The sequence below is a fragment of the Bradyrhizobium sp. CSA207 genome (genome assembly GCF_029051685.1).
Lineage (GTDB): Bacteria > Pseudomonadota > Alphaproteobacteria > Rhizobiales > Xanthobacteraceae > Bradyrhizobium.
Window position 1 is genome coordinate 106,151 of sequence record NZ_JAACFT010000021.1, and the last position, 23,558, is coordinate 129,708.

Below are 23,558 nucleotides of genomic sequence, written 5' to 3' on the forward strand. Positions count from 1 at the left end.
GCCGCGAACCCTTCTTGTTTCACTCGGCGCCGGCGGCGCCGAGCAGGGGGCCTACTTTGCCCGATTAGGGGATGCACTTGTAGAGGACCGGAGACAGGGATCGACTGACCCGGCCCGGGGCGGCGGCCGGTCCGTCCTTCGCCGAAGGCATGGACGTTTCCGATGCCAGGCGAGGCTTCGGTATGCCGCGTGCCGGTGAGCAAGTTCGTGGCCCAGCTCGTCAGCACCTCCCGCGCCGAGCCTCAGCGACTGCATTTGTTCGCTGGAGAACGGGAAAGGACTAGGACACGTACAAACCGTGACGGCCGTTCAAGACGCACTCACCTCGCGATCTGCCCCAGCCGCCGCATCGTAGATTTTGACTTGCAACATGGGAAATCGCCGCTTCAGGTCTCGCGCCCCGATCTCCACACCATCGCTTGTCGCGAACTCGGTCTTCACAAGGCCATCGATGATAATTGCGTAGTCGCTGGCGGGCAGATTTCGGCTCGACTTCGACATCTTCGGTTCACGTACGAAATTTGCCGACTAGTTGCTTGCTTAGAGTGAGTCTCCCGGTGCGGGCAAGCACAGCATCGATGTTCCGCAGCTTTTCGAGGTCCGTTTCAACGGCCGACTGAATTTGGACCGCCGCAAGGATTCGTCTGAACTCTGCAAAGTCGATCTGCCATCGCGCGACGCCAATACTCCGAACGATTTGGCCTTTCATAATTGAGACTCTCCAATGCTACCGTTGCACGTCCGGACCAAGCTGGGTTGATGTCTCGGAGACCAGCGGCTGTCCTTCGACCCTGCTGTGGAAGTCGGCGACGAGCGAAATGCTTGTTCAGAAGCGTGGCGCCGTCTCGCCTAAAATGGCAAACTGCGGCCTCCACCAAGCTAAGGATTCCGGGAGTGGGCGTTTGGCGATATCTGAATCCTTCCTACAGACTCAATCGCTGCTGCGGGCCACGTTGGCCCGCAGGGTCAAGGAGCGGCGGCAGTTATCGAAGTTGAGCCAACGGGATCTGGCCGAACGAGCCGGGATCCGCCAGGCGCTGGTCAGCCAGATCGAACTCGGCGAGGCCAACGTAACGCTGGACTCCCTTCTTAGAATTGCAATCGCGCTGGACGTTGATCTTGCCGGCTTGTTCGCAGCGAAGGGCGACGATCCACAGGTTGGTTCCAGGCACTCCTGAGCCGCAGCCCATCTCGCGCGGAAATTTGGCTAGTCGATCGGTCAGACTCTCGATACCTTATAGCGTGTCTCATATGTGCCGGTGGAACCGGGAGGAAAGATCAGGAAGCGTGCGGACCTGCTCGGAAGCGCTCCCGATGCACGGGGGCGAAGCTGTGATCGAGGTCAGCAGAAGAGTTGCGTCAGCGGCAAAGTAAACCCAAGATGCTCGCCAAGCTATTGGGAATTGCGTACTCAGCTGTCCCAGCGCCCCGCAACCGGGTGCCGCCAAGCAAAGGACGTCCGCCATAGCCTTCTCTGCGCTCAGCGCGCCCGGGGTCAGGGCGCTCGCTGCCAACGGTGACCATCTTTTCAGGGCCATTGCCGAGTAGACCCGCAGTACGGAGTGCGAGTCTTGCCTGGAGTGAGATGCCGGTGCCGTAGCAGGTTCGCCAGAGCGCGTGATGACGCGCCTGAGGCATAGGAGGAAACGGCTTCGTCGACTTGTCCAGGCGAAAGCGCGGCATTAGGGCGGCTTCGCTGGATACTCGGACCAACTCTCAAGGGAGCCATCCTCGTAGCCATGACGAGTCGAGTCCGCGAGGCGGCCTTTCCTATCGCGGCAAGCAGTTTATCTTACACGCGGGCGAAGGTCTGGGATGTTGCCATGGGTGTTCCTGAGCACGACAAGCTCACAATTGCGAAATTTTTCGCGGCCATTTCGGGCAGCGAGATCCGCTACGAACTCGTGGGCGGCATAGCCTATGCCATAGCCGGAGGTAAAGAAGGGCACAACGTCATCTGCAGTAACGTCCAGACGGCGTTTGTTCCCGCCGGGAAGAAGAAGGGATGTCGTACCACGTCGAGCGACACGGCCGTCCAGACCGGTCCTGATACAGTCCGTTATCCGGACGTGGTGGTGGATTGCGGCCCGCCAAATGCCGCGACAATGACGGCCTCTAGGCCCACAATCATCGTTGAAGTCTCCTCGCCGGGTACCGCTGTCTTCGACTACGGGGCGAAGCTGCGCGAATATCAAGCCGTAGAGAGCGTCGACACGGTCATGCAGATCGAGTCAGAAATCGCCCTCGTTAGAGTTCATCGACGGCAAACAGACGGGACTTGGCTCGAGCATGCATTCGAAGCATTTGACGTCGACATTCCACTGCCGACGTTGGGAATGTCCATCACGCTGAACGAGATCTACGATACGCTCGACGTGAAGCCTCGACCGCGTCTCCAAGTCGTAAGAAGCGACGACACCGCTCGTTGATCGTTCTCCGATTGCGAGCATGGCGCCGTTTCGCCTCGGCGGCGATCCCTGCCTCCATATCCGCGATCGACTTTGCCCATCCCTTGTACGGCAGGGAGCGGCTTCGGCTCCGGTTTGTCGCGGAGAATATTAAGGTAATCGTCGTGGGCGTAGACTCGATCCCCACGCTTACCGGTGATTTCTCTCAGGATCCCGAGCTTCCGGAGCTGCTCGATTGCTGAATTTACTGTCGGGGCGCTCATTTGGGTACGCTCCGTTGCGCTCTGCACGGTTACGAACGGCGTTCTCCGGAGGAGTTCGAAGACCCGAAGGGCACTTCCGGGAGAGTAAGCCAAGAACCACACAAGACAAAACCCCGCCGTCGCTGATGAGGTTTTGTTATTTCAGGCTAGGAGACGAACTTTGCCCCCATTGGCGGACAAATTGTAGGTGACCTACTGTGCCCACTACAGCATGCATGCCCGATTGAAAGAACTGAAGGACCGTAGGGCCTCAAGGGAACGAACGCTCGTATCCCGGCGGCAGACAAGCGGATCAGCCGCGATTGAGCCTCCCATAAAGATCGGGGACGATGATCTTTACCGCCTGCAACGCGACCAGAGCGGGACTGCGACGGCTATGTCGCGCGTTGCGAGATGCTGGGTTGCGACCGCGAAGACTACATTCGCCGGCCACGCCGCACTTGAGGGCGGACAGCCTTGATCCGTCGGCGTCGCCTAATCTAGTGGCTCGCACAATTTGTCGCCGTCACAGCTGATTGCCATATCTTTGGCGCAATCTAGTGACACTCTTTAGCGTGTCAACCGGTAAGCGCCAAGCTTTCAAGTTGGCCTCATAGACATTTGCAGCCTGCAGCATGCGAACCGGCAGAGCGCCGACGCTATTGAACTGACGCACTCACAGGGCTCGCCTCACATTCAGCACATCGGAAGCGCTTGTCCGGGGCAACCAGACCTCGCTCGTGCCCGGGTTCGCTTGTCCAGGTTCGCCGAAATCGGTCTCTTCTGAATTCACCTATGGAAGGAGCGCGCTAATGTTCATCGATCATCATCACCGTCCGGAACGTCGCCGTCTGCGCCCGCAACGCAATGTTCAGGACATCATGTCATGCATGGCAACCAATCCCTTCGCAAGGCAGCATCGACCACCTTCTCCGGCCCGAAATGCAAGGTCGCCATTCCCATTGAAAGCCTCCTCCTCCGTGACGCGCTCCAGGAGGCGAGCCTTGATGCGCAGGTACGCGCGCTTCACTATCGGAAGGCTCCGAACCTTTATGGTACGCCGCCCACGCTGATGAGCGTGGTGCTGCAAAGGATTGACGGAGATTTTCTGCTTGCCGTCTGCGAAAGGCGGCCGCAGAGATCCGCAGCCGACTACGAGCGACTCGGCGAGATGCTAGCGTCGGACGGGCTGCGCCTTCTGGAACGCGATGCTGACGACATCCGGCGCGAGCCGATCTACTCCAATGTGCGAGAGGTCTGGTCTAACGCGCGCTTTCACGTATCGATCAGAGATCGACTGAAGATTGGCGCGGCGCTCGCCGAAGACGGCCCACAAACAATACTTGAACTCGAGGAGCGTGCCCGTCCGTGCTGCGACATCATCGCCGCCATGTGTGCATTGGCGTGCGAGGGATTGGTGGAAATCGACCTTCGCGACGCTCCCTTGAGTCCGCGCAGCGTGGTGCGTGGGTTTTAGAGACACGCCGGAGCGCATGCACCTGCGAGACATGCGGGGAACTTGGGCAGCTCTATCTGGACGATGGCGTCTGCATGACGCGCTGTGCCGCTCACGCCAAAGGCATGCCGGTCGCGGACGAGTCCGAGGGCGATAGAATACGCATTGTTCGTACGCTGAGGAGCTATGGCTCTGGCTATGAGCTCCGTCGGTACGACCGTGAGAACGACCGCTTGGTCGACCCGGCGCCAGATGAGGAGGAGTGAGATGGCGCAGATCGCTCAGAACTGGCGGATCGAATTCATGCGGGCTCACCCCCGGCTGTTCGAGTTCATGCAGGACGAGCCAAAGGATACCTTCGGCTATCCGCTGTGCAACGAAGGCTGGCAGGACGTGCTGGAACGGCTGTGCGGCCGCATCGAAGAGGCGCTGCGGGACAACGAGACCTTCGAGTTTGTCCGCATCAAGCAGAAGTTCGGGATCCTGCGTGTGGACTGGGAAGGCGAAGTCTCCGACCGGACCAGGGCCCGCATCGAAGAGGCCCTCGCGCTCGCTGAGGCACGTAGCAGCTGCACGTGCGAGCTCTGCGGCGCGGAAGGCGATAAGTATCACGCCACCAACAAAGTAATGGTCCCCGGTGCCAGGCACGCCGAGGGCCGGCCGATGTTAGCGACTGGTCCCCCGGAGGACGGGCAGCACGAGGATAGATAAGGAGTAGCGATGGCGCGCTTTCGGTACCGCACCTGCCAACAGGAAGGCACTTGGGCTTACGCCCCGGAGCGCTACACATGTCTAGTCCGCGACTCCGATCGATGTGCAGTTCATCTCTCCGCAAGACGAGCTGCCAAAAGGCCGTCCATTTCTCAACATGGCCGATTCCTCGTCCAAGAACGGTAACGAGAGCTCCTCGCCGAAGAAAAGTGGCGGACTAGCACGGCCAGATTTCGCTGATGCGTCTTGGGGGGACACACTTCGTGTACCAGCACCGCGGGCAAGAGGACTGACTCGCGTCCGCGGGTCTGGTCGATCCGCAAGCCGAGCGGCGAGCGAAGACGACTGTCGCCGCCACGGGCAACAGGTATCGCAATTGGCCGAATTGGATTCGTCTCAAATGCAGTCTGAACGGAGCGAAACCATGAACCAATATAGACCGGGTCGGCGCGACCTTCTCGCGCGGGCCTACCTCGACATGCTAGCTGCCAAAGCTGGCACCAACAGCGGACCGCTGCTGCGCAGTGGCGACGCCGATGACCCCATCGAGCACCTGATCAACGATTTGGCCACCGCACCTGAATCCGTCGGCCGCACCTCCATTCGAGCCGATCTTGCGGCTGCCGCGGTGCTCGTGGCGCGCGCGATCGAGCCGGTCGATGGACTGACCCGCGACTTGCGGCGAGGCTGCCCGGTGGTCTCACTTGCCACTCACGCCGCCGACGTGGTTTCCCTGGCGCGTCAGGTCCTGAAAACCTGCGCGTTCGGTGCCGAGGCCCAGGTACTCGACGAGCGAACCTTCAATCACGGACCGATCCGGCCGGTATTGCTGCTGGCAAGGGACGGCACCTCGAACGAGCACAAGGCTGAGCGCGGGAACGACACGGTTGCACAGGCCCTGCACGCTCGCGCTCCGGTGTTTGGCCTGGCGCCCGACCCGCGCCGCCACTTGCCGCGCGATCTGCTTCGCGCAGCCGAGCACCATCTCGCGCTCAGCCAACTTGACGGCGCCGGCGTCGCGCTGGTGATCGAGGCGGTGACCGGCCGATCCCCGAGCACTGCGCTCGACGACCAGCTCGTCCGAGCCGTTGACATCTCCGACCTTGTGCTATCGGTCCGCTCCGACCGCACAGCCGACGAGTGCGTCGAACGGCTTCAGCGGATCGTCGCAACGAAGTCGTTCTTCGATCACCGGGGCCCCGCGCTGGAGGAGCTCGCCGGCTACGGCGCGGCCAGGGAATGGGGACTTAATCTCGTGAACGACCTGCGCGAATACCGCGCCGGTCGATTGGCGTGGGAATGCATCGAGAAGGGATTGCTTCTGGTCGGCCCGCCCGGTGTCGGCAAGACGCAATTCGCCCGCGCCGTGGCGAAGTCGGCAAACGTACCGCTTGTGGCAACCTCGGTCGCCGACTGGAACGCCTCACCCTTCTTGTCTGGTACGTTGGCCGCGATCAAGGAATCGTTCTCGCGGGCACGCCAGCTCGCGCCGTGTCTGTTGTTCATCGACGAGCTGGACGGGATATCCGACCGCACGACGCTGACGAGCGACTACAAAGAATATTGGACGCAGATCGTCAATCTCCTTCTAGAGCTGCTCGCCGGTATCGAAGATCGGCCGGGCGTCGTAGTGATCGGCGCAACCAATCACCCCGAGCACATTGACGCCGCCGTGAAACGCGCTGGACGGCTTGACCGTACAATCGAGATCGACCTGCCCGATTCCGAGACGCTCGCGGCGATCTTCCGCTTTCACATAGGACACGACGTGCTGTCGGGCGTGGACCTGATGCCGGCAGCGCTTGCTGCCGCCGGCAAGACCGGCGCCGACGTCGAGGCATGGGCACGGCGCGCGAAGTCGCGGGCTCGTCGCGCCAAGCGGGATCTTGCGCTCGACGATCTGCTCCAGGAGGTCCGGTGCGGCCGCGAAGCAATGCCCAAGTCGTTGCGGCGATCGTGTGCGATTCACGAGGCGGGACATCTCGTTGCGGGTATCGCCCTGGCGGTGTTCGAACCGCGCGCACTGACCATCCTGGATCACGGTGGCGCGACCCGCGTCGAGCTTTCCAGGGCCAACTCGCAGACCCTGACCGGACTCGAGAACTACATCACGGCACTGTTGAGTGGCCGCGCCGCCGAGGAGATCGTCCTCGATGCGTCTCAGGCGACGGCGGGATCTGGGATCGGCGAGGACAGCGACTTCGCCCGGGCCACCGCAGCCGCAACCGACCTCGAACTGCGGTTCGGCTTCGGCGCTCTCGGAGTGGCCCACTTTTCGGATCGCGCCACCGAGATGCTGCTCCACGATGCGTCGGTGGTGGGGCTGATCAAGCAGCGCCTGGACCGATGCCTGGCTCGCGCCCGTGAATTGATCTCCGAGAACCGGACAGTCGTGGAAGCGGTGGCGCGGCGATTGGAAGAGACGGGATATCTCGATCGCGCCGCGATCGACGACCTTCTCAAGACTCATCCCCTGCGCACTAGGGCCCGCAGAGAGAATCGAGAGCCTGAAAGCTCGGCCTAGTCGGACGGGCGCCAGTTCACGGGCACCGCCTGGACACAGGGGTTATCTCTCTCGGCGCCCGAGCATCGCATCACAAGGATGCGCGCTAGCGCCGGGATCATTGTTGCATCGTGAAGCACTAGCTCTGAGGTGAAAACGATGAGATTGCCGGACGCCCAGGTGCTCGATGGCGAACTGCTGCTGGTCCTACATGGAAGTCCCACGGCGATGTTCAGCGCCACGGCGGGGATTGCCCACAGCCTTGGATGCGGGGTTCATCTCGTCACGACGGGAATGATGCGCAGGATACGCAATATCCAAAGGAAGTCAGGTGAATCAAACATCGAGTTCCTCGCACGAGTCGCCATCATTGACACCATCGCAGGCCACACCTCGGCGGACACACCTGTGGTCGTACGTCGGCCCGATGTCATGGGCGGCGCTCCCGTTTTTCGCGGCACGCGCGTACCCCCCGGCCCCGTGTTCTGCATGCTGGCCGACAAGTCGGCAACTGAGCTCGTTCGCATCGACTACCCCTCTTTATCGCAAGACCTCGTCAGGTCCGCGCTGCTGCAGGCCTGCCGCTTGCTGGAGCGCGAAGCACCATGGGCCGATCGATGATGACGAGATTGCTTGCACCGACCGAGCGTGACGGAGCCACCCCTGCGCTGCCCGAACGCGACGCTGCTGTGCACGATCGGGAGCCTGATAGCTCGCCGGCAATTCAGAATTCGTTCCGGTGATCAGAAACGTGGCTCAAAACAGAGGATCATGATGAGGTACTCCAGGCGAGGCATCCTTCTCGGAACCCTGACGACGATGCTCACGTCGATGTGGTCCCGCATCGTCGGTGCGCCGCGGCGGCCCGCGCCAACGCCATCGGAGAGGCCAATCTGGCCTACCGACGTCGTCGGCAAGCTCTACCGTGATATGTACCGCCGGCTGATTGACCTAGACGCATTCGAGGCCGCCTTCGATCGGGCGATCGAGGTTCTCCGCGCGAGCAATGCCGGCAAGATTGAGCGCGAGGAAGCGACCACGCGCCTGCTCGCGATTCACTCGGAAGCGCTCCGGCATCCTCCTCCACCGCGCGAAATCGCGGCGCTTCGAGCGGACGAGATAGGTGTTGATGAAGCGATGGCACTATTGCGCCGCGCGATCGCCGGGGAGAGTCATATTGAACTCGAGCACCCATGGGCAGAGGTCTTCCATTCCTATGGCCAATTCGCGATCGAGGGTTGGAAACTGACAGCTTTCAAGCGCAATTACGGCATCAAGTATCTCGACGCGGCGCTATCGCCGGACGGACGCATGGGGACGTACGCTTCGTGGCAGGCCCGCGAAGGCAACCCCGTGCACCTGCTTTTCGACGAAGAGCAAGACTGCTTGGACGAGCTGATCGAAAGCATCGATGCATAGGATGCCTTGATCCATCATCGGGTTCGCTAACGGCTAACCGGTGAGGTTCGCATCGCTTGTGACGGCGACAGCACGTTGAGGAGATCATCAAGCATCTGGCGGCGGCTCCGACCGCGGGACAGGTCGAAATTGAGTGCGTCGCTCGATGCAATTCTTCCGGTTGGCATCCGAGGCTGCCGCCATTGCGGCGGCCTTCTTTGCGGGGATCGAAATGACAGATCAGGATTCGGAAGGCCACGACTCGTCGGCGCGCCGCGATCGCTATCTGCGCTACATCGCGAGCAGCGCTTGGCGCAACAATCCGGCGCGCCTCGCCGAGCTCGAGGCCTCCGGCATGCGCTGCCGCATCTGCAACGCCAGTGCGGAAGAGGCCGAACTGCAGGTGCACCATCGCACCTACGAGCGCCTCGAACACGAGCTCGCGGAGGATCTAACGACGCTCTGCGCCGGTTGCCATCTTGACTTCACGCTTATTCTACGGGGACGGCGGTACGCATCACGCATTCCCAAGCGCGCCGACGTCCCGTGTCTGCTTGTCAATCAACCTAAAGTCCGAGATCCATTTCATGGAGAGGCCAATGGTGAGCGACTTCGTTTCCTTGCGCTTGATCGGCGTCCGCCCGCTGTTGATGCATGCCGGCCGGTTGTGCGACCCCTTGGATCCGATCTCGCGCGAGCTCGCGAGGATTACCGGAAAGCGGCTGAAAACCGTCTCTGACCATCGCGAGATCGCGCGCATCGAATGGTTCGGGGGACTCTGGCTCGATGACGGCCGCCCATGCATTCCCGCCGAGGCGATCGAAGCTGCCTTCATCGCGGGTGCGAAGATGCAGCGGCGGGGAAGACAAGCTGCGGCCGGAATCGAGGTCGACGGTCCGGCCAGGCTGTTCTACGACGGCCCGCAGGATATCGATGAATTGTGGAAGCAGGAGCGCTTCCGTCTGCGGGTGCCGGTGCGCGTTGGCACGGCGCGCACGATGCGAACGCGACCGCGGTTCGACACCTGGAACGTCGATTTCAGAGCCTCTTATCTGCCGAGCCTTCTAAGTCCGCCGTTAATCGCGGACATTTTTGTGGCCAGCGGCGTTGCGCGTGGACTAGGCGACTGGCGGCCCAAATTCGGAAGATTTCGCGTCGAGTGTCTCGACTGACCAGCTTCGTGGCGGGGTGTGGCCCGGCCTGGCATGGCACGGTCCGGCGTGGCAAGGGGAGAGCCGGCGCAAGCCGGCTGCTCCAGCCACGCCTGCCCGATCCGACGCCGGACATTGGGCGAGCGTACCTCGAAATTGAATCCTTCAGACCATTGTCGCGGCCACAAACGTGAGGTGTCGTGCAGCCCCGAAAGGGGCCGCTCGGACGGCGGAACGGAAAGGACGGTGCGCTGGCCACCACCCCACGAATCCTTGGACGTCGCTTTGGGCCGGCAAGCAAAAGTTTTCCGCGCGAGAGGTTCGAGCCGATGCAAGGACTCGACGATCACCTCGTTGAGACGCTGCGTGACGGCTTTGGCGGACACCCGACCGTCAGCTTCGTCCAGGCGTGCAAACTATTGAATATCAATGCAAAAACGTTGCGGAGCCACGTCCGCCGCGGTAGCATCGCCTTCCGGCAAACGGGGCTCGGCAAGTTCCGCGTACGCCGCGAGTTTGCACTGCAGGACCTCGTAGACTTCTACACGGGAACCCTGCGCCGACTGGAACCTACGGCGCCGGTCCCGCCCGCCCGCGTCGACAGGAGCAAACGGGCCAGTTTCTTGGACGGCCACGCCACCCGCCGGGCCGCCCGGAAGGAGCGCAAACGCCATGCAAGCGCCTGACCGCAACGCTCACACACAGGATCGCACCGGCCAATCGGAACCGGTCAACGTCTATTTGCACACGGGCAGCCGGTTCTGGCAGATGCTGTTCGAGGTTAACGGCAAGCCCTACCGGAAGTCGTCACGAACCACGAGCAAGCGCGAGGCGATCGCCAAGGCGAAGCGATGGAAGGCGGAGGTGCTGGCTGAGCGCGCCGAGCGCCGGCCGGCGGCATGGTCCGACGCGCGCCCACCGACCGCGCTGCCCGATATGCCCTTTGGCGAAGCGGCGCAGATCTATTGGGACCAGCAGGGCCAATTCACCCGCAACGCCGAGGCCTTGGACGGTTACCTCGCGCGCATCGTGCAAATGGTCGGCCCGGACAAGATGTGCAGCACGATCGCCCGCGACGACGAACGCCGGATTCGCGCGGCCCTGCGGCGGGGCGAGCGGCCGGAGGGCATCGGCAAGCTCGGGCGGCCGCTGAAGGTCACGGGGGCCTACCGCCCAAGATCCATCAACGGCTACACCGACTTGATCGGCACCGTGCTGAACTGGGTCGAGATCATTCCGCCCTACCGCTGGGGACGCCGCCGCCGGCGGGATGAGACCGACCGGGAGATCGTGCGGCCGCGCTATCGCTGGCTGACCTTCGAGGAGCAGTGGCGGCTCGACAAGGTGATGGAGCCCGATCTCAAGGACGCGGTGCTGTTCGCGATCGATGTTGGGATACGCGAGGACGAGCTTAGCAAGCTGACCTGGAGCGCGATCGACTGGGCGCTCTGCACGGTCACCTTCCCGCTCAAGGCAAAGGGCACCGACGAAAAGATGCACACCGTCGACCTCACCGAGGAGGCGATGGCGATCCTCTATGCGCGCCGGGCACTGCACAAGCGCGAGGGTGTCCGGTCCGACCGCATCTTCCTGCTGCGCGCCCGCAGGAATCACTGGCATCAGGGCGAATTGCGCAAGAAGGGTGAGCTGATCGAGTTCTCGCCGCAACTGCTGTACCGGCGGTTCATCGAAGCCTGCGGCGCCGCCGGCGTGCAGGACATGCTGTTTCACGACTTGCGGCGGACCGCCGGTCGACGCATCTACGATGAGGAAGGCTCGGACATCGAAGCCGCCCGCGCGCTGCTCGGTCATGTCGACATCAAGACCACCCAGGACTATCTCGGCGTCACCGGGACTGCGATCAATCCGCACCTGCGCCGGCGCAGCGCTCGCGCAAAACTCGCCCTGGCTGAACTCGAGGCGGCGGCGAGGCGGACCGACGCCGCGCCGGGCAGCCGCGCGCACGTGCTGCACGACGTGCTGACGCGCCCGCCGACACCGCGCCTGCGCCGCGTACGCTAGACCCGCTCGACTCGCGCGGCAGATGGTCTGCGCGCCATGCGGCGTGCTTTGCGTCGCGCCGCGCGGGGCCGCGCGATCACGTAGCCGCCGCCGCGGATGTCGAGCGCGCCGGCCTTCTTGCCCCGCTTAAGACACTGGGCCAGCCACACCGGGCTGAGATCGGAGAGCTCCGGCTCGAGGCTTGCCGCGATGTCGCGCCGTGCGAGCGGCGAAGGCGAGACTGCGATCGCCACCACCATCCGCACCCACAACATGCGGCCGAATTCGCGTGCCAGCTTGGCGTCGGTGTCGTCACTCGCCCAGACTTTCTTCGGCCGCGGCGCCGCCTCGTAGTCGAACCAATAGGCGCCGCGCCGGCCAGGCACGCGTGCGATCCGCGACCCGGCCAGCGCGGCGGCCAGATCGAGGTAGGGGCGGTTGGTCGTCAGGGGAATGCGGCCCGTGCTGATCAGCGCCTTAGCCGCCATCGGCCGACGCCCGGCACGAAGCTCGAACGCGACCGCACGCGCCACCTTCGGCTTCGCTGCGCCCTGCCAGTCGGAGTCCACAACGGGCATCGGTGGATCGGCGTCGGCGCGCTCCGCGCGCTCGCGCATCACGTAGGCGCGAATGCGCGCCAGGCGCGCTGCCTTGACCACGGGCGACTCCGGCGGGCGCGCAATAGCTCGCCGCGTCGGCGGACGCCTCGGTCGCGACGGCCGGTTCGTCGGCCACGACCGCGGTCGGCCTTTTGGCGCATCAGGCGGTCGTGCACTGACGGCAGGCTTGGATGTCCTGGCAGCGACCCGCTCCTCGTAGCCCGCGAGAAACGTCCGCCGGGCCGGCTCGTTCGGAGCTGTGCCAACGGGCGCGCCCTCAGGCTTGAGGTCTTGCCGCAATGCGGCCGCGTTGCTCCGAGGAACTGGGTCGCGGCGCGCCGTGGCACGCGGCTGCGGCGCCGGAATCGGCCGCGGAGCGCCAGCGCTCGAGGGCTGGTCGTCGCGCGGCGGCGCTGCGGGTGCGGTGACTGCGCCCCGCGCGCGCGGCTGCTCGCTAAGGGTCAGGATCAACAGCAGGTCGCGCGCGAACCGATACGCGGCGCGCAGCACCGGACCGGGCAGCCGCGCCGCCATCATCTCGCGATCGCTGCGCCAGCGGTTGAGGCAGCGTGCGACGTTCTGCTTGCGGCCGCCGGCGCGGCGGACCACATCGGCGAGCCTCACCGCGTCGAGCCCACCGTGTTCGAGCAGCAGTGCGTCGGCCGCGGCGTACACCCGCGCTTCGGTCGAGGGCTTGTCGTCTGCCATCGCAAGTCTCCAAGGATTCGTCGGCAGGTGCGCGCCGGCCGTGTTGAACCGCCATGCCGGCGGGAGCGGGCGGGCTCCCAAATCCGCCGGCGGCGGGTCCCGAAGAATCCCCGAAGTCGGCCTGCAAATGCAAGAACTGCCTGCGGCGCAGGCAGTTCTTGCATTTGCACTTACAGGGGCCGCCTGTAAAGCCGCTGGCTTCGTCCTGCGAAGGGCACGGCCGGAATACTTAAAAGAACGGGTTTCCAAACAATGACTTAGTCCTTCATCGCTCTGACAACGGTTCGCGATCAAATGGGGAACAAAGAGCAAACAGTGGCAAACAAGGGAAGCCTATGTCCCGAAGTCCTCCCGAAGCCGGGAGCTGCCCGGTTCCCGGGTTCGGAGCTCGAAACTGCTTAACCAGCCTTGCGGGCTCACCAGCGGCACACCTAGCGCGCCGTCACAGAAGCGACCGCAGCAACTTCTCCACGGCTGTGCTTTCCGCCCCAGTAGCATGGTGGATCGTCCGACCCACCGTTGGCCGTCGCGACGCCACAGCACAACGCCAACTTGGCGTGGCCAAGGATTAGGGTTCGGCAAAGGAAGTGCCCGGCAAGATCGGCTAGTGAAGTTCGGCGTGTGTGCGTCCGGCCCGGGCCTTATCGCGCTTCTTTTGCGAGGGCGCGCTGGGACAGTCGCCTGCTCGGACCCGCAAACATCTTTGCTGTCGGAATCAGCAGGTCAGCGACATCGACGCCGTGGATGCGATCAAACGGAAACGAGTGGAAATGCGAGGCGCAAAGGAAAGTCAGCCGCGCTTGGCCCGACCGTGCCTAGTTTCGCCGGCACCGACCCCGCTCGCCGGCCCGGCAGCATCGGCTGCAGGCCGATCGGCCAGCACCTTTTTGGAAGGCAGCAGCAGCTCCGCGACCTCGACGCCCAGCGCGGCCGAGATCTTATCCAGTGATTCCAAGGTTGGATTTGCGGTCGCGAGCTCCAATGCGCTGATCAGCGCCTGACGCAAACTCGCCTCGTCGGCGAGGTCGTACTGCGACCACGATCGCTGCAGACGAAGCTCTCGAAGGTTGCGGGCAAGCAACCGCTTGGTGTGTGCCGGATTTCGCCGCTTCATCCGTCAGGATGATGCATTCCGCAAGCGCGGACAAAACACGCTTTAGCGTGTTAAATACGCTATGACGTGTTCCGTTCACCGATTCTGCTCTTACCGTCTCGCGATGAATGCCCCCTTTCCGGCCTCAGTCAGGTACGCGCTTAATATCTGGAAGCTGGAGGCATCGCTGCAATACCCAGCATGCAAGCGGCCCAATTGCCGGTGGCGAACATCCTCAGGCTGCGCCGAAATCGAGCCGCGGCGAACTCTGACGATGTAGTAGGAGGATTGCGAGCGCGGCGCAGTGGTCGAGCACCGATCGCTGGGCCCTCTCGTTTCCCGACCTTGCAAATGCGTTGAACAATTGCTATCGTCTGTTCAACGCTGGAGGTTGTCATGGCTGTGCGGACCCGCACGTCGACAGAGACCGAGAAGCACATTGCGCTTACGCGCAACCGGCTCGTGCTCGAGCAGGCGCGCGCCGTCGGGCTGCTCGGTAAGGCCAAGAACACGCGCTTGTCCGGGCGCGTGCCGGCAGGCCTGATCGAAGCGGCAAAGAAGCGGGCTCACGTATCTTCCGATACCGAACTTCTAGAGCTCGCGTTGTCGCGTTTGGCACTCGAAGACGATTTCGGCGCGCGTCTTGTTAGGCGCAGGGGAAGCATCCCGGCAGATATCGATCTTGCCATTTGATCTCCAGGGAGCATTGCGGAGGCTGAAGCCGCACAAGCGTTTGGAACGGTTGACGCGACGAGCAGATTCCGAGCTTGCCTGGGCGTCCGACGAGCCGCTCATCGGCGGCGCGCTAATTCTCGATACCAGCGTTTACCTCGACGTCTTGCAGGCACGCACGCCGGACGCTGTCGATGAATTGCTGACATATCGCGTCTGCCACCACTCGGCCGTCTGCCTTGCCGAACTAACGCATGTGTTCGGGCGGCTCGATCCGGCTCACCCCTCAACGATTGGGGTTCTGCAAACGGTACGGGATGTGATTGAAGACATTCCGCAGCATCGCTTGCAAGCTCCGGATACGGCGATGTGGGGCGAAGCGGGAATGCTTGCGGGCGAGCTCGTTCGTCTCAGCGGCGCGCCGAAGGGGGCGGGTCACGAGCGGAAATACCTCAACGATGCGCTCATCTATCTTCAGGCACGGGGTATCGGTGCCAGCGTATTAACAGGGAATGTCGGCGACTTCGACTTCCTGAACCAACTTGTTCCGGGAGTTCCGATCATTCTATATCGGCAGGTGTGAGCCAATTCCCGCAGTCATTCAGAAATTCCCGCGGTGCCAACAAGAAGTCCGGACAGGCTTAGAAGCTCCCACGACAGTTGAGGCCACGGCGTAAGGTCATTCCACACGATAATCCGGATAGCCAAAACTCTTAAGCTCCCGTCGGACGGGCCTTGTGCCGCTCCCGACGGATTCACCGATTTTGGTATCGGCGGAAGTCCGAAGCAAGCCACCAGCGGCTTGGCCCCGACCCAGCGATGTATCAACACGAAATTCCGAATGGCCTTTTGTTCTGACAGCTCTATTTGTCAAGGCGGAGCGAAGGACGGACCCGTAGAGATGGACGCACCGGCCGAAAGCCGACCCGACACCGGCCTTTCCCACCGCAAGATCATCCACATCGACATGGACGCCTTCTACGCGTCGGTCGAGCAGCGGGACAATCCGGATCTTCGAGGCAAGCCAGTCGCGGTCGGCGGCTCGGCGGAACGCGGCGTCGTAGCTGCGGCAAGCTACGAGGCCCGCAAGTTCGGAGTCCGGTCTGCGATGGCGTCCGTCAGCGCCAAGAGGCAGTGTCCGGACCTGATCTTCGTAAAACCGCGCTTCGAGGTCTACAAAGCGATCAGCCGGCAAATCCGCGAAATCTTCGCGGAGCACACGTCGATTATCGAACCGCTGTCGCTGGACGAGGCCTATCTGGACGTCACCGAAAACCTGCAGGGCATCCCCCTCGCCCGCGACGTCGCGCTGCGGATCCGCGAGAAGATCAAGGCCGAGACGGGCCTCAACGCTTCGGCCGGCATCAGCTACAACAAGTTTCTGGCGAAACTCGCTTCGGATCACAGGAAGCCGAACGGCCAGTACGTCATCTCTCCGGAGATGGGCGCCGCGTTCGTGGAGCCCCTGCCGGTCGGCAAATTCCACGGCATCGGTCCGGCGACGAGCGCGAAGATGAATGGCCTCGGCATCTTCACCGGAATGGACATCCGCAACCAGACGCTCGAGTTCATGAATGCCAACTTCGGCAAGTCCGGGGCCTACTACTACTGGATCTCGCGCGGCATCGACGACCGTCCCGTCAGGGCCAACCGCATCCGCAAGTCCATCGGCGCCGAGAACACGTTCTCGGCCGACCTGACGACTTTCGACGCCATGGCCGCCGAGCTCCGGCCGCTGATCGACAAGGTCTGGCGCCACTGTGAGAGCACCGGCAACCGGGGACGGACCGTGACGCTCAAGGTCAAGTTCTTCGATTTCGAGATCATCACCCGCAGCAGGTCCGTCGTGGCGCCGGTTCCGAGCCGGGACGATCTCGAAAGCCTAGCCGTCGGCCTGCTGCAGGCCGAGATGCCGATGCCTAAGTCCGTGCGGCTACTGGGGGTCTCGCTGTCATCGCTGCAGGCTAGTGATCTAGCCGAGCCGCAGCTGGATCTGCCGATCTGAGGCCATTATCCCTTGAAAAATGCTATCAATTATTTGACTTTGATAGCATCGCCGTCCGTCTCTGGAGGACGCCATCATGGCCGATGTCACCATCCGTAACCTCTCCAAGGAGGCGCATCGCGCTCTGAAAGTCCGCGCGGCGCAGCACAATCGCAGCGCGGAAGCGGAAATGCGCGCCATTCTGGAGGCCGCCGTGCGTCCCGAGGGCCGGCCGCGGCTCGGCACCGCCCTTTCGGAGATGAGCCGGAAGATCGGCCTCACCAATGCCGATGTCGAGGCACTTGAACATGGCCGCGCCGCGCGTGCCGCTGAGCCGATGCGCTTCGAATGATCTTGCTCGATACCAATGGGGTCTCCGAGGCGATGAAGCCCGAACCGCATCCATCGGTCCGCGACTGGCTCGACGCCCAGGCGGCCGAAACGGCACCGAAAGTTTCGCCTGACTGGACGTGCGGCGGCGCGGCCTATCCAACTTCAAGATCGTGGATGATCGGTTTCAGACCGTCGGGCGTGATTTCGAGGCGCGCAAGCGTGATCGGTAGCTTGAAGCGTTGGCGCCCAGCACTGCCCGGATTTAGGTAGAGCAAGCCGTCGACGGTGTTGATCTTCGGCACGTGGGAGTGGCCGGAAACAATGACATCGATGCCCTCAGCTACGGGATCGACCTGCAGGGTGTTGAGGTCGTGCAGAACGTAGAACAGCCGTCCGGCGAGCCGCACGAACTCGGTTTCGGCAAATTCGGTGGCCCACTCGCCCGTATCCACGTTTCCTCTGATCGCCGTGACGGGGGCAATTCTCCGCAGCGCGGTGATGATCTCGGGATCGCCGATGTCGCCGCCGTGAATTATGTGGTCGACATGGGCCAGCAGGCGCAGCGCCTCCGGCCTGAGCAGGCCGTGCGTATCCGAGATGATGCCGATGGTGAAAGTCATCGAAGCGTCCGGCTGAAGCACTCTATCGCGCGTTGGGCCGCGGCTTCCTGATGCACCGCCGGTGCCCCGGACATCAACCGCCTAAGCCGACTTCCGCCGCTGGCCCGTCGCGGGCTTCTTCGCCGCTGCTTCCTTCACCGGCTTCTTGCCTTGGATCGTCATCAGCATCTCTTTCTGGCCCGCCGCCGCCTTGCGCGGCTTCTTGGCGGGCTCTGCTGCCTTCGCCGGCGCCGCCTCCCGACCGACGCTCTGCCGCAGCGCCTCCATCAGATCGACCACGTTTTCGCCTTTGGGCCGCTCCTTCGGGCGGATGGTCTTGCCTGCGCGCTTCTGGTTGATCAGGTCGACCAGCGCGGTCTCGTAATGATCCTCGAATTTCTCGGGGTCGAACGTGCCCGTCTTCTGGTTGACGATGTGCCTTGCGAGGTCGAGCATGTCCTTGGTGACTTTGACGTCCTGGATCTCGTCGAAGTACTCCTGCTCGGAGCGGACCTCGTAGGGGTAGCGCAGCAGCGTACCGACGAGACCCTTCTCCAACGGCTCGAGCGCGATAATGTGCTCGCGGTTGGTGAGAACCACGCGGCCGATCGCGACCTTGTCCATCTCCCGGATGGTCTCCCTGATCACCGCGAAGGCGTCGTGACCGACCTTGCCGTCGGGACGAAGGTAGTACGGACGGATCAGATAGCGCGGGTCGATGTCGGCCTTGTCGACGAACTCGTCGATCTCGATGGTCCGCGTCGACTCTAGCGCCAGCTCCTCGAGCTCCTCCTTTGTGACCTCGATGTACTGTCCTTTGTCGAGTTCGTAGCCCTTGACGATGTCCTCGTTCGCGACCTCGTCACCGGTATCGGCGTCGACCTTTAGATATTTGATGCGGTGACCCGTCGCCCGGTTGAGCTGGTTGAACGCGATCTTCTCGCTCTCCGACGTCGCCGGATAGAGCGCCACCGGGCAGGTGACGAGGGACAGACGCAGGAAGCCTTTCCAGTTCGCTCGCGGGGCCATGGTGAACGCAACGCTCCAGGGTACGGGGACTCGGACTCAAGACGAACGGGGGCGGCCAGTTCCGACACGCCAGCCGCTTACCCCGAGATTCATTTGCGTCGGCCGCGATGCCAGCAGAATCCGAACCGGGCCTCTTCACTCTCAGAACGAAACGGGAATATAATCCGTGTGCGAGACCAGCTGGCTTCAGCTCGCTCGGGAACCGCTGCGCGAACCTGGTTTCGACTAACTCCCGAGCGAATGATCGAGGAAGAAGCGCAGCATTTCCCTGGTTGCGTCCGGCCCGCGCGGATCGGTGTAGGAGCCTGCGGGACTGCCTCCCGCCCAGGCATGGCCAGCGCCGTGAACATTCCAATGCTCGGACACGACGCGCCCGTCCGCATGGGTCAGGATCGTGCGGGTATATCCGTGCCCGTCCGGCACTCGTCCGTCGATCGCTTTCGATCTCATCCCCGTCGCGGCCTGCTCGACAATCCGGTCGGCGTTGTTCGGATTCACAGTGGTGTCACGGTCGCCGTGGAAAACGATGATCGGCACTGACGGGCCGCCATTCCTGGCTTTCCCGCCGCCCTGCCGCATCGCGACGAACGCTGAGGGAAGATCGCTTGCTGCGCCGCATGCCAGGCCGGAATGGATCCCAACGGCCGCGTACAGATCGGTGTGCGTCGCCCCCATGATGGCGGCAGCCGCCCCGCCGGCCGAGAGCCCTGCGACGTAGACGCGGTTCGGGTCGATCGGATAGTCCTGCATGATCTGACGGGTGATGCCCGCGATCAGCGACGGCTCGCCCCCGTTCCGTTGCTGGTCGCCCGTGCGAAACCAATTCCAGCATTTTGACTGATTGGCTCCGCTGGGCTGCTCCGGATAGACCACGAAGCAATTTCGTTCTTCCGCCAGGAAATTCATCCGGGTGCCAGCGGCGAAATCGTCCGGCGACTGGGTGCAACCGTGGAGCATGACCACGAGCGGAAGCGGTTCTCCTTGCGAGCGGCTGGGGATGAACAGTTTGTAGGTCCGGCTTCCGGCAGCGTTGCTGAAGGTCCCCGCGATAAACCTCGTTCCTTCGGGTGCGATATCCGTCGTGGCAGGCGGAGCGCGCAGGCCGAGTCCGGATAACTTTCGCATCGCGTCGAACGGCGCTGGGCGATTGCGCCACTGCACGGAACTGGCGTGCGTGCTTTGGCGGCCCTCCTTCTCCTCGAGAACGTTCGCCTTCAAGTCGATGGTCAGCGGCTCGATCTTCGCCGGCTTGGCTCTGGCCGTGCCACCGGACGGCTCTGCGGCGCTCTCGCCGCGAAGCATGCGCTGCAGGAGCGCGGTGGCCTCTACAAGTTGGCCGGCTCGCGTGAGACGCGTGGCATCGCGAACTATGTTCTGATCCAGCATCACATCACCTCGTTCTATCGGCGAGAGCGGCCTTGACCGCGGGAGTCGCATGGAGGGCTCCGAGCACCGACACCGAAGCGATGGTGGCGCGGGCCAGATCGGGCGTGACGTCCTGGGCGATGGTCGCCAAGCCGAGAACGTTGATGTGCAGCATCTCGCCGGCGCGTCGTGCCGCCTCGAGATCTTCGCGGCTGTAATTCCGCAGCCCAAGGTCCAGGCTGTTTCGGACCGTCGACTGCTTTACGACGTCCGCGTGCCGCTCGAGCTGGTTGCGGATGGCCGTTCGGATGAAATCGGTACGGTTGGAATAGAATCCCTCCTGCACCATCAGATCGACCTGACCCAGGTCGACGTAACCGAGGTTGATGGTGATCTTCTCGGTGTCGGGCGTTTTTGGCCGCAGGTCGCGCACATCGTCAGCCATCTGCAGTTCTCCAGCCCATCCATGTGGATGGCTATAGGATGTCAGGTGGATGTCTTCTGGCGATCTACAAGGGGCCAAGGTCGATTTTCGCGGAACGGAGGCGGGTCGCTCCTGGGTCCTCCGGCGAGGCTCACCAAGGTGACTTGGCTCCCCACGCCGGCTGCTCGTCCCCGATTTTCGCCGGATGCGCCGGCCGGGACTCGACTTCAATGTTCTTGATATGTTCTAATACGACATGACCGACCGCCCCGCCAGCTGGCGCTTCCCCACCGTGAAGCACATGCAGAAACTCGCCTCCTCCATCGGTAGCGACCAGAAAACGCGGCCAGCGCGGCCCCTCGGACCGGCAGACGACCTCCCGGTCGAATACTGGCGAGCGCTGCTGGACGACCCTCGCGCAGAAACCAAGCCCGCGCCTCCCGGAGGGGCGCTGCGGCTGGACCAAATCTCTCAACATCTTCTGAGGGTGGGGTGCCGGCGCTGCGCCAGCGGCTGCTGGCCTGCGTTCGAGTAGTCGTCGGCGCGGCCGGAACTGGATGCTGCCATGGCACCGAAGCATCACCCGACGCCGCCCAGCGGCGGCGACCGCAAGGCGCTCAGCAAGGAGCTCTCGACAAGGCGCGCGCAATGACGACAATCCTGGCCGCGCAGTCCGCCCAGGCACGCGCCAAAGGCGATGCGCTGATCAAACAGGCCGACAGGCTATTATGCGAAAGCTGGAACGAACTCATGTGGGCGGACGGCGAGCCGATCGGCCCCTTCAGCGACAGTCGACCAGGCGATCAACGGCGGCTATCCGTGGCTCGAGATCCGATGCTCACGCTGCAAGACGCTGCGCGACGTCGATCTGGCGGCGTTGCCACACGCCTCCACCACCTTTGTCCACGACTTGGCCGGCAGGCTCCGGTGCAGCAAATGTGATAAGGCCGGCCGCCGACCTGCCGTCATTCTGCTTCAGCTCACGCAGCGGCCCCGCCACGCCGCTACGGAGACGTGACCATGTGCAATCTCTACTCGATGACCAAGAACGTCGACGCGATCCGCCGGCTGTTCGATGCGCTCAACAGCCATGTAGGCAACTTGCCGTCGATGCCCAGCATCTTTCCGGACTATCCGGCGCCGATAGTTCGCAACGCACGCGACGGCCGTGAGATCGTCATGGCTCGATGGGGCATGCCGTCCTCCCAGCAGGCGCTGTTGGAGGCCACCAAGAAACGAGCCCAGAAGCTCGAGGCTAAGGGTAAGCCGGTCGATTTCAAGGAATTGCTTCGGATACGATGTCGCGCTACCTGATCGACCGCATCCGCACGCTGCCCAATCTCACCATCCATGTCGGCAGCGAAATCGCCGCGCTCGAAGGCGACTGCCAGACCGGGCTTACCGGCATCGTCTTCCGCGACCGCAAGGACGGATCGACCGAGCGTTGTGCCGTCAGGTACCTGTTCCTGTCACCGGACGTTCCTGCCAGGGCTGAAAACGTAGCCTCGTCGAACACGATCAAGTGAGATCCAGCAGTCCGAGCCGTACACGGGGCCGCGACACGCTGCAATGGTAACGTGCGCCATCGAGTTGAGCGCGGGATTCTCCGAGTACGCAAAGAGGAGAGTTCAGCTGCATAGCTGGACGCGCGACCGTTTGACGGTGGACGATACGACCCGATCGTAGGTTTCGAGTGCCGCATCCGTCGCCAACCTGACCATTTCGCGGTAAGCAGCCTCGTTCACTTGAGTGAAACTGTCGCGGATTGCTTCGGCCAACTCTGCTTCGGTGACCGATGATCGATTTGGCTCTGCTTGTCTCGTAAGGTGGCTATACAGATTGAGACGGTACGCCTCGGTCGAAAGTTGCCAGGCCCAATCTTCGAGATTTAGTTGTTCAATCATCGGCACTATGCAGAACCGGTGGGATGGGAAGGTATGACACCCGCGGGCAAGGAGCAGATAGCGGATGCAGATCGATAAAAACACCAACCGCGGTTGGCCCAATACGTCTTGTTCTGCCCTCGCCGTTTTTCAGCTCCATTGACTTCCAAGGCCGCAGCGATTGACGATATCCACTGTTGGGCAACCTGGATGCCTTAGTGCATGATCTGCTTCAGGAACGCACGAGTGCGCTCGTGCCTGGGATTCGAGAAGAACTCGTGAGGCAAGCCCTCTTCAATAATCACACCAGCATCCATGAACACCACTCTGTCCGCAACGCTTCGTGCAAAGCCCATCTCGTGAGTTACACATACCATCGTCATCCCTTCGCGTGCGAGTGAGACCATCACGTCGAGCACTTCCTGGACCATCTCTGGATCTAGAGCTGACGTCGGCTCGTCGAACAGCATGACTTTTGGCTTCATGCAGAGCGCCCGGGCAATCGCAACGCGCTGCTGCTGTCCACCCGAGAGCTGGCTTGGATACTTGTCCGCATGCTCGACGATCCGCACCCGTTCCAGATACTGCCGTGCTGTCGCTTCGGCTTCCGGCTTTGGCAGCTTGCGGATTTTGATTGGCGCGATCATCAAGTTCTGAAGCACGGTGAGATGCGGAAACAGGTTGAACTGCTGGAATACCATTCCGACGTCGCGGCGCACTACATCCACATTTTTCGTGGTATGATCGAGTTCAACGCCGCTGACGATGATCTTGCCGTCGCGATGTTCTTCGAGCCGGTTGATGCAGCGGATCATGGTCGATTTTCCCGACCCCGAAGGACCGCAGACCACCACGCGTTCGCCGCGCGCGACGCGGAAGTTGATGTCCTTCAGCACCTGAGTACTACCGTACCACTTGCTCACCCCAGTCATCTCGATCATTGGCGCGGCTGCGGCGGCAACTGTCAAATCAGGCTTGCTCATCATCGAGATCTCCAGG

Annotated in this window: 25 protein-coding genes and 3 pseudogenes; 19 read left to right on the forward strand and 9 right to left on the reverse strand. The window is 62.7% G+C overall.

Annotated features, from left to right (window positions below; translation table 11 throughout):
* Positions 1 to 309 precede the first annotated feature (309 nt).
* The gene (locus tag GWG65_RS23810) at positions 310 to 501 is read right to left on the reverse strand and encodes a hypothetical protein (RefSeq protein WP_275198005.1); all 192 of its coding nucleotides are present in this window, start codon (positions 499 to 501) and stop codon (positions 310 to 312) included.
* Between the two features lie 401 nt (positions 502 to 902).
* On the opposite strand from GWG65_RS23810, the gene GWG65_RS23815 reads away from it, so the two are divergent.
* The 11 genes from GWG65_RS23815 to GWG65_RS23865 all read left to right on the forward strand — a co-directional run bounded on the left by GWG65_RS23815 (position 903) and on the right by GWG65_RS23865 (position 11,891).
* Positions 903 to 1,178, forward strand: coding sequence for a helix-turn-helix transcriptional regulator (locus GWG65_RS23815; protein ID WP_275198006.1), 276 nt, complete (start codon positions 903 to 905; stop codon positions 1,176 to 1,178).
* A gap of 645 nt (positions 1,179 to 1,823) precedes the next feature.
* A complete protein-coding gene (locus GWG65_RS23820; RefSeq protein ID WP_275198007.1) occupies positions 1,824 to 2,429 on the forward strand; it encodes a Uma2 family endonuclease in 606 nt (201 codons plus the stop codon).
* A 1,107-nt stretch (positions 2,430 to 3,536) separates the two neighbouring features.
* On the forward strand, positions 3,537 to 4,127 hold the full coding sequence (locus tag GWG65_RS23825; RefSeq protein WP_275198008.1) for a hypothetical protein: 591 nt from the start codon (positions 3,537 to 3,539) through the stop codon (positions 4,125 to 4,127).
* 246 nt (positions 4,128 to 4,373) lie between these two features.
* Positions 4,374 to 4,817, forward strand: a complete 444-nt coding sequence (locus tag GWG65_RS23830) for a hypothetical protein (RefSeq protein ID WP_275198009.1) — start codon at positions 4,374 to 4,376, stop codon at positions 4,815 to 4,817.
* Between the two features lie 157 nt (positions 4,818 to 4,974).
* Entirely contained in the window at positions 4,975 to 7,341 is a 2,367-nt protein-coding gene (locus tag GWG65_RS23835; protein ID WP_275198010.1) for an AAA family ATPase, read from the forward strand.
* A 138-nt stretch (positions 7,342 to 7,479) separates the two neighbouring features.
* Positions 7,480 to 7,941 (forward strand): DUF433 domain-containing protein, encoded by a 462-nt coding sequence (locus tag GWG65_RS23840; RefSeq protein WP_275198011.1) that lies wholly within the window; start codon positions 7,480 to 7,482, stop codon positions 7,939 to 7,941.
* Positions 7,942 to 8,139: 198 nt separating this feature from the next.
* Entirely contained in the window at positions 8,140 to 8,739 is a 600-nt protein-coding gene (locus tag GWG65_RS23845; protein ID WP_275198012.1) for a hypothetical protein, read from the forward strand.
* 145 nt (positions 8,740 to 8,884) lie between these two features.
* On the forward strand, positions 8,885 to 9,457 hold the full coding sequence (locus GWG65_RS23850; RefSeq protein WP_275198013.1) for a hypothetical protein: 573 nt from the start codon (positions 8,885 to 8,887) through the stop codon (positions 9,455 to 9,457).
* Positions 9,396 to 9,890, forward strand: coding sequence for a hypothetical protein (locus GWG65_RS23855; protein ID WP_275198014.1), 495 nt, complete (start codon positions 9,396 to 9,398; stop codon positions 9,888 to 9,890). The genes GWG65_RS23850 and GWG65_RS23855 overlap by 62 nt, the downstream gene beginning before the upstream one ends.
* A 308-nt stretch (positions 9,891 to 10,198) precedes the next feature.
* Positions 10,199 to 10,555 (forward strand): hypothetical protein, encoded by a 357-nt coding sequence (locus GWG65_RS23860; RefSeq protein ID WP_275198015.1) that lies wholly within the window; start codon positions 10,199 to 10,201, stop codon positions 10,553 to 10,555.
* Positions 10,542 to 11,891, forward strand: a complete 1,350-nt coding sequence (locus GWG65_RS23865; RefSeq protein ID WP_275198016.1) for a tyrosine-type recombinase/integrase — start codon at positions 10,542 to 10,544, stop codon at positions 11,889 to 11,891. Before GWG65_RS23860 ends, GWG65_RS23865 begins: the two co-directional genes overlap by 14 nt.
* On the opposite strand, the gene GWG65_RS23870 is transcribed toward GWG65_RS23865, so the two are convergent.
* On the reverse strand, positions 11,888 to 13,177 hold the full coding sequence (locus GWG65_RS23870) for a hypothetical protein (RefSeq protein WP_275198017.1): 1,290 nt from the start codon (positions 13,175 to 13,177) through the stop codon (positions 11,888 to 11,890). The two genes, GWG65_RS23865 and GWG65_RS23870, sit on opposite strands and share 4 nt — an antisense overlap.
* A gap of 790 nt (positions 13,178 to 13,967) precedes the next feature.
* Positions 13,968 to 14,291: a helix-turn-helix transcriptional regulator gene (locus tag GWG65_RS23875; protein ID WP_275198018.1), complete on the reverse strand. Its 324-nt coding sequence runs from the start codon at positions 14,289 to 14,291 to the stop codon at positions 13,968 to 13,970.
* A gap of 375 nt (positions 14,292 to 14,666) precedes the next feature.
* Between GWG65_RS23875 and GWG65_RS23880 the strand changes: the two genes are divergently transcribed.
* From GWG65_RS23880 to GWG65_RS23900, 5 genes and pseudogenes are all read left to right on the forward strand, one after another.
* Positions 14,667 to 14,963, forward strand: a complete 297-nt coding sequence (locus GWG65_RS23880; protein WP_275198019.1) for a hypothetical protein — start codon at positions 14,667 to 14,669, stop codon at positions 14,961 to 14,963.
* Positions 14,953 to 15,525, forward strand: a complete 573-nt coding sequence (locus tag GWG65_RS23885; protein ID WP_275198020.1) for a hypothetical protein — start codon at positions 14,953 to 14,955, stop codon at positions 15,523 to 15,525. The genes GWG65_RS23880 and GWG65_RS23885 overlap by 11 nt, the downstream gene beginning before the upstream one ends.
* Positions 15,526 to 15,843: 318 nt before the next feature.
* A complete protein-coding gene (gene dinB / locus GWG65_RS23890) occupies positions 15,844 to 16,947 on the forward strand; it encodes a DNA polymerase IV (RefSeq protein WP_275198021.1) in 1,104 nt (367 codons plus the stop codon).
* A gap of 76 nt (positions 16,948 to 17,023) precedes the next feature.
* A complete protein-coding gene (locus GWG65_RS23895) occupies positions 17,024 to 17,278 on the forward strand; it encodes a plasmid stabilization protein (RefSeq protein WP_275198022.1) in 255 nt (84 codons plus the stop codon).
* A pseudogene (locus GWG65_RS23900) lies at positions 17,275 to 17,370 on the forward strand (VapC toxin family PIN domain ribonuclease); the annotation flags it as partial. The gene GWG65_RS23895 and the pseudogene GWG65_RS23900, both read left to right, overlap by 4 nt.
* A gap of 41 nt (positions 17,371 to 17,411) precedes the next feature.
* Here the strand turns inward: GWG65_RS23900 and GWG65_RS23905 are convergent.
* The 4 genes from GWG65_RS23905 to GWG65_RS23920 form a co-directional block, all read right to left on the reverse strand.
* Positions 17,412 to 17,879 (reverse strand): metallophosphoesterase family protein, encoded by a 468-nt coding sequence (locus GWG65_RS23905; protein ID WP_275198023.1) that lies wholly within the window; start codon positions 17,877 to 17,879, stop codon positions 17,412 to 17,414.
* A gap of 81 nt (positions 17,880 to 17,960) precedes the next feature.
* Positions 17,961 to 18,887, reverse strand: a complete 927-nt coding sequence (locus GWG65_RS23910; protein WP_275198024.1) for a Ku protein — start codon at positions 18,885 to 18,887, stop codon at positions 17,961 to 17,963.
* A 225-nt stretch (positions 18,888 to 19,112) separates the two neighbouring features.
* Positions 19,113 to 20,273: a PHB depolymerase family esterase gene (locus GWG65_RS23915; protein ID WP_275198025.1), complete on the reverse strand. Its 1,161-nt coding sequence runs from the start codon at positions 20,271 to 20,273 to the stop codon at positions 19,113 to 19,115.
* 4 nt (positions 20,274 to 20,277) lie between these two features.
* A complete protein-coding gene (locus tag GWG65_RS23920; RefSeq protein WP_275198026.1) occupies positions 20,278 to 20,697 on the reverse strand; it encodes a CopG family transcriptional regulator in 420 nt (139 codons plus the stop codon).
* Positions 20,698 to 21,241: 544 nt separating this feature from the next.
* Here GWG65_RS23920 and GWG65_RS23925 point away from each other — a divergent pair.
* The 3 genes and pseudogenes from GWG65_RS23925 (at position 21,242) to GWG65_RS23935 (ending at position 22,202) form a co-directional block, all read left to right on the forward strand.
* Positions 21,242 to 21,694: pseudogene (locus GWG65_RS23925) on the forward strand (hypothetical protein).
* A 2-nt stretch (positions 21,695 to 21,696) separates the two neighbouring features.
* Positions 21,697 to 21,972, forward strand: a pseudogene (locus tag GWG65_RS23930) (SOS response-associated peptidase); the annotation flags it as partial.
* Positions 21,973 to 21,974: 2 nt separating this feature from the next.
* A complete protein-coding gene (locus tag GWG65_RS23935) occupies positions 21,975 to 22,202 on the forward strand; it encodes a hypothetical protein (protein ID WP_275198027.1) in 228 nt (75 codons plus the stop codon).
* A gap of 102 nt (positions 22,203 to 22,304) precedes the next feature.
* Here GWG65_RS23935 and GWG65_RS23940 read toward each other — a convergent pair whose 3' ends face one another.
* On the reverse strand, positions 22,305 to 22,580 hold the full coding sequence (locus tag GWG65_RS23940; RefSeq protein ID WP_275198028.1) for a hypothetical protein: 276 nt from the start codon (positions 22,578 to 22,580) through the stop codon (positions 22,305 to 22,307).
* Between the two features lie 194 nt (positions 22,581 to 22,774).
* Positions 22,775 to 23,545: an amino acid ABC transporter ATP-binding protein gene (locus tag GWG65_RS23945; RefSeq protein WP_275198029.1), complete on the reverse strand. Its 771-nt coding sequence runs from the start codon at positions 23,543 to 23,545 to the stop codon at positions 22,775 to 22,777.
* Positions 23,546 to 23,558: the final 13 nt, after the last annotated feature.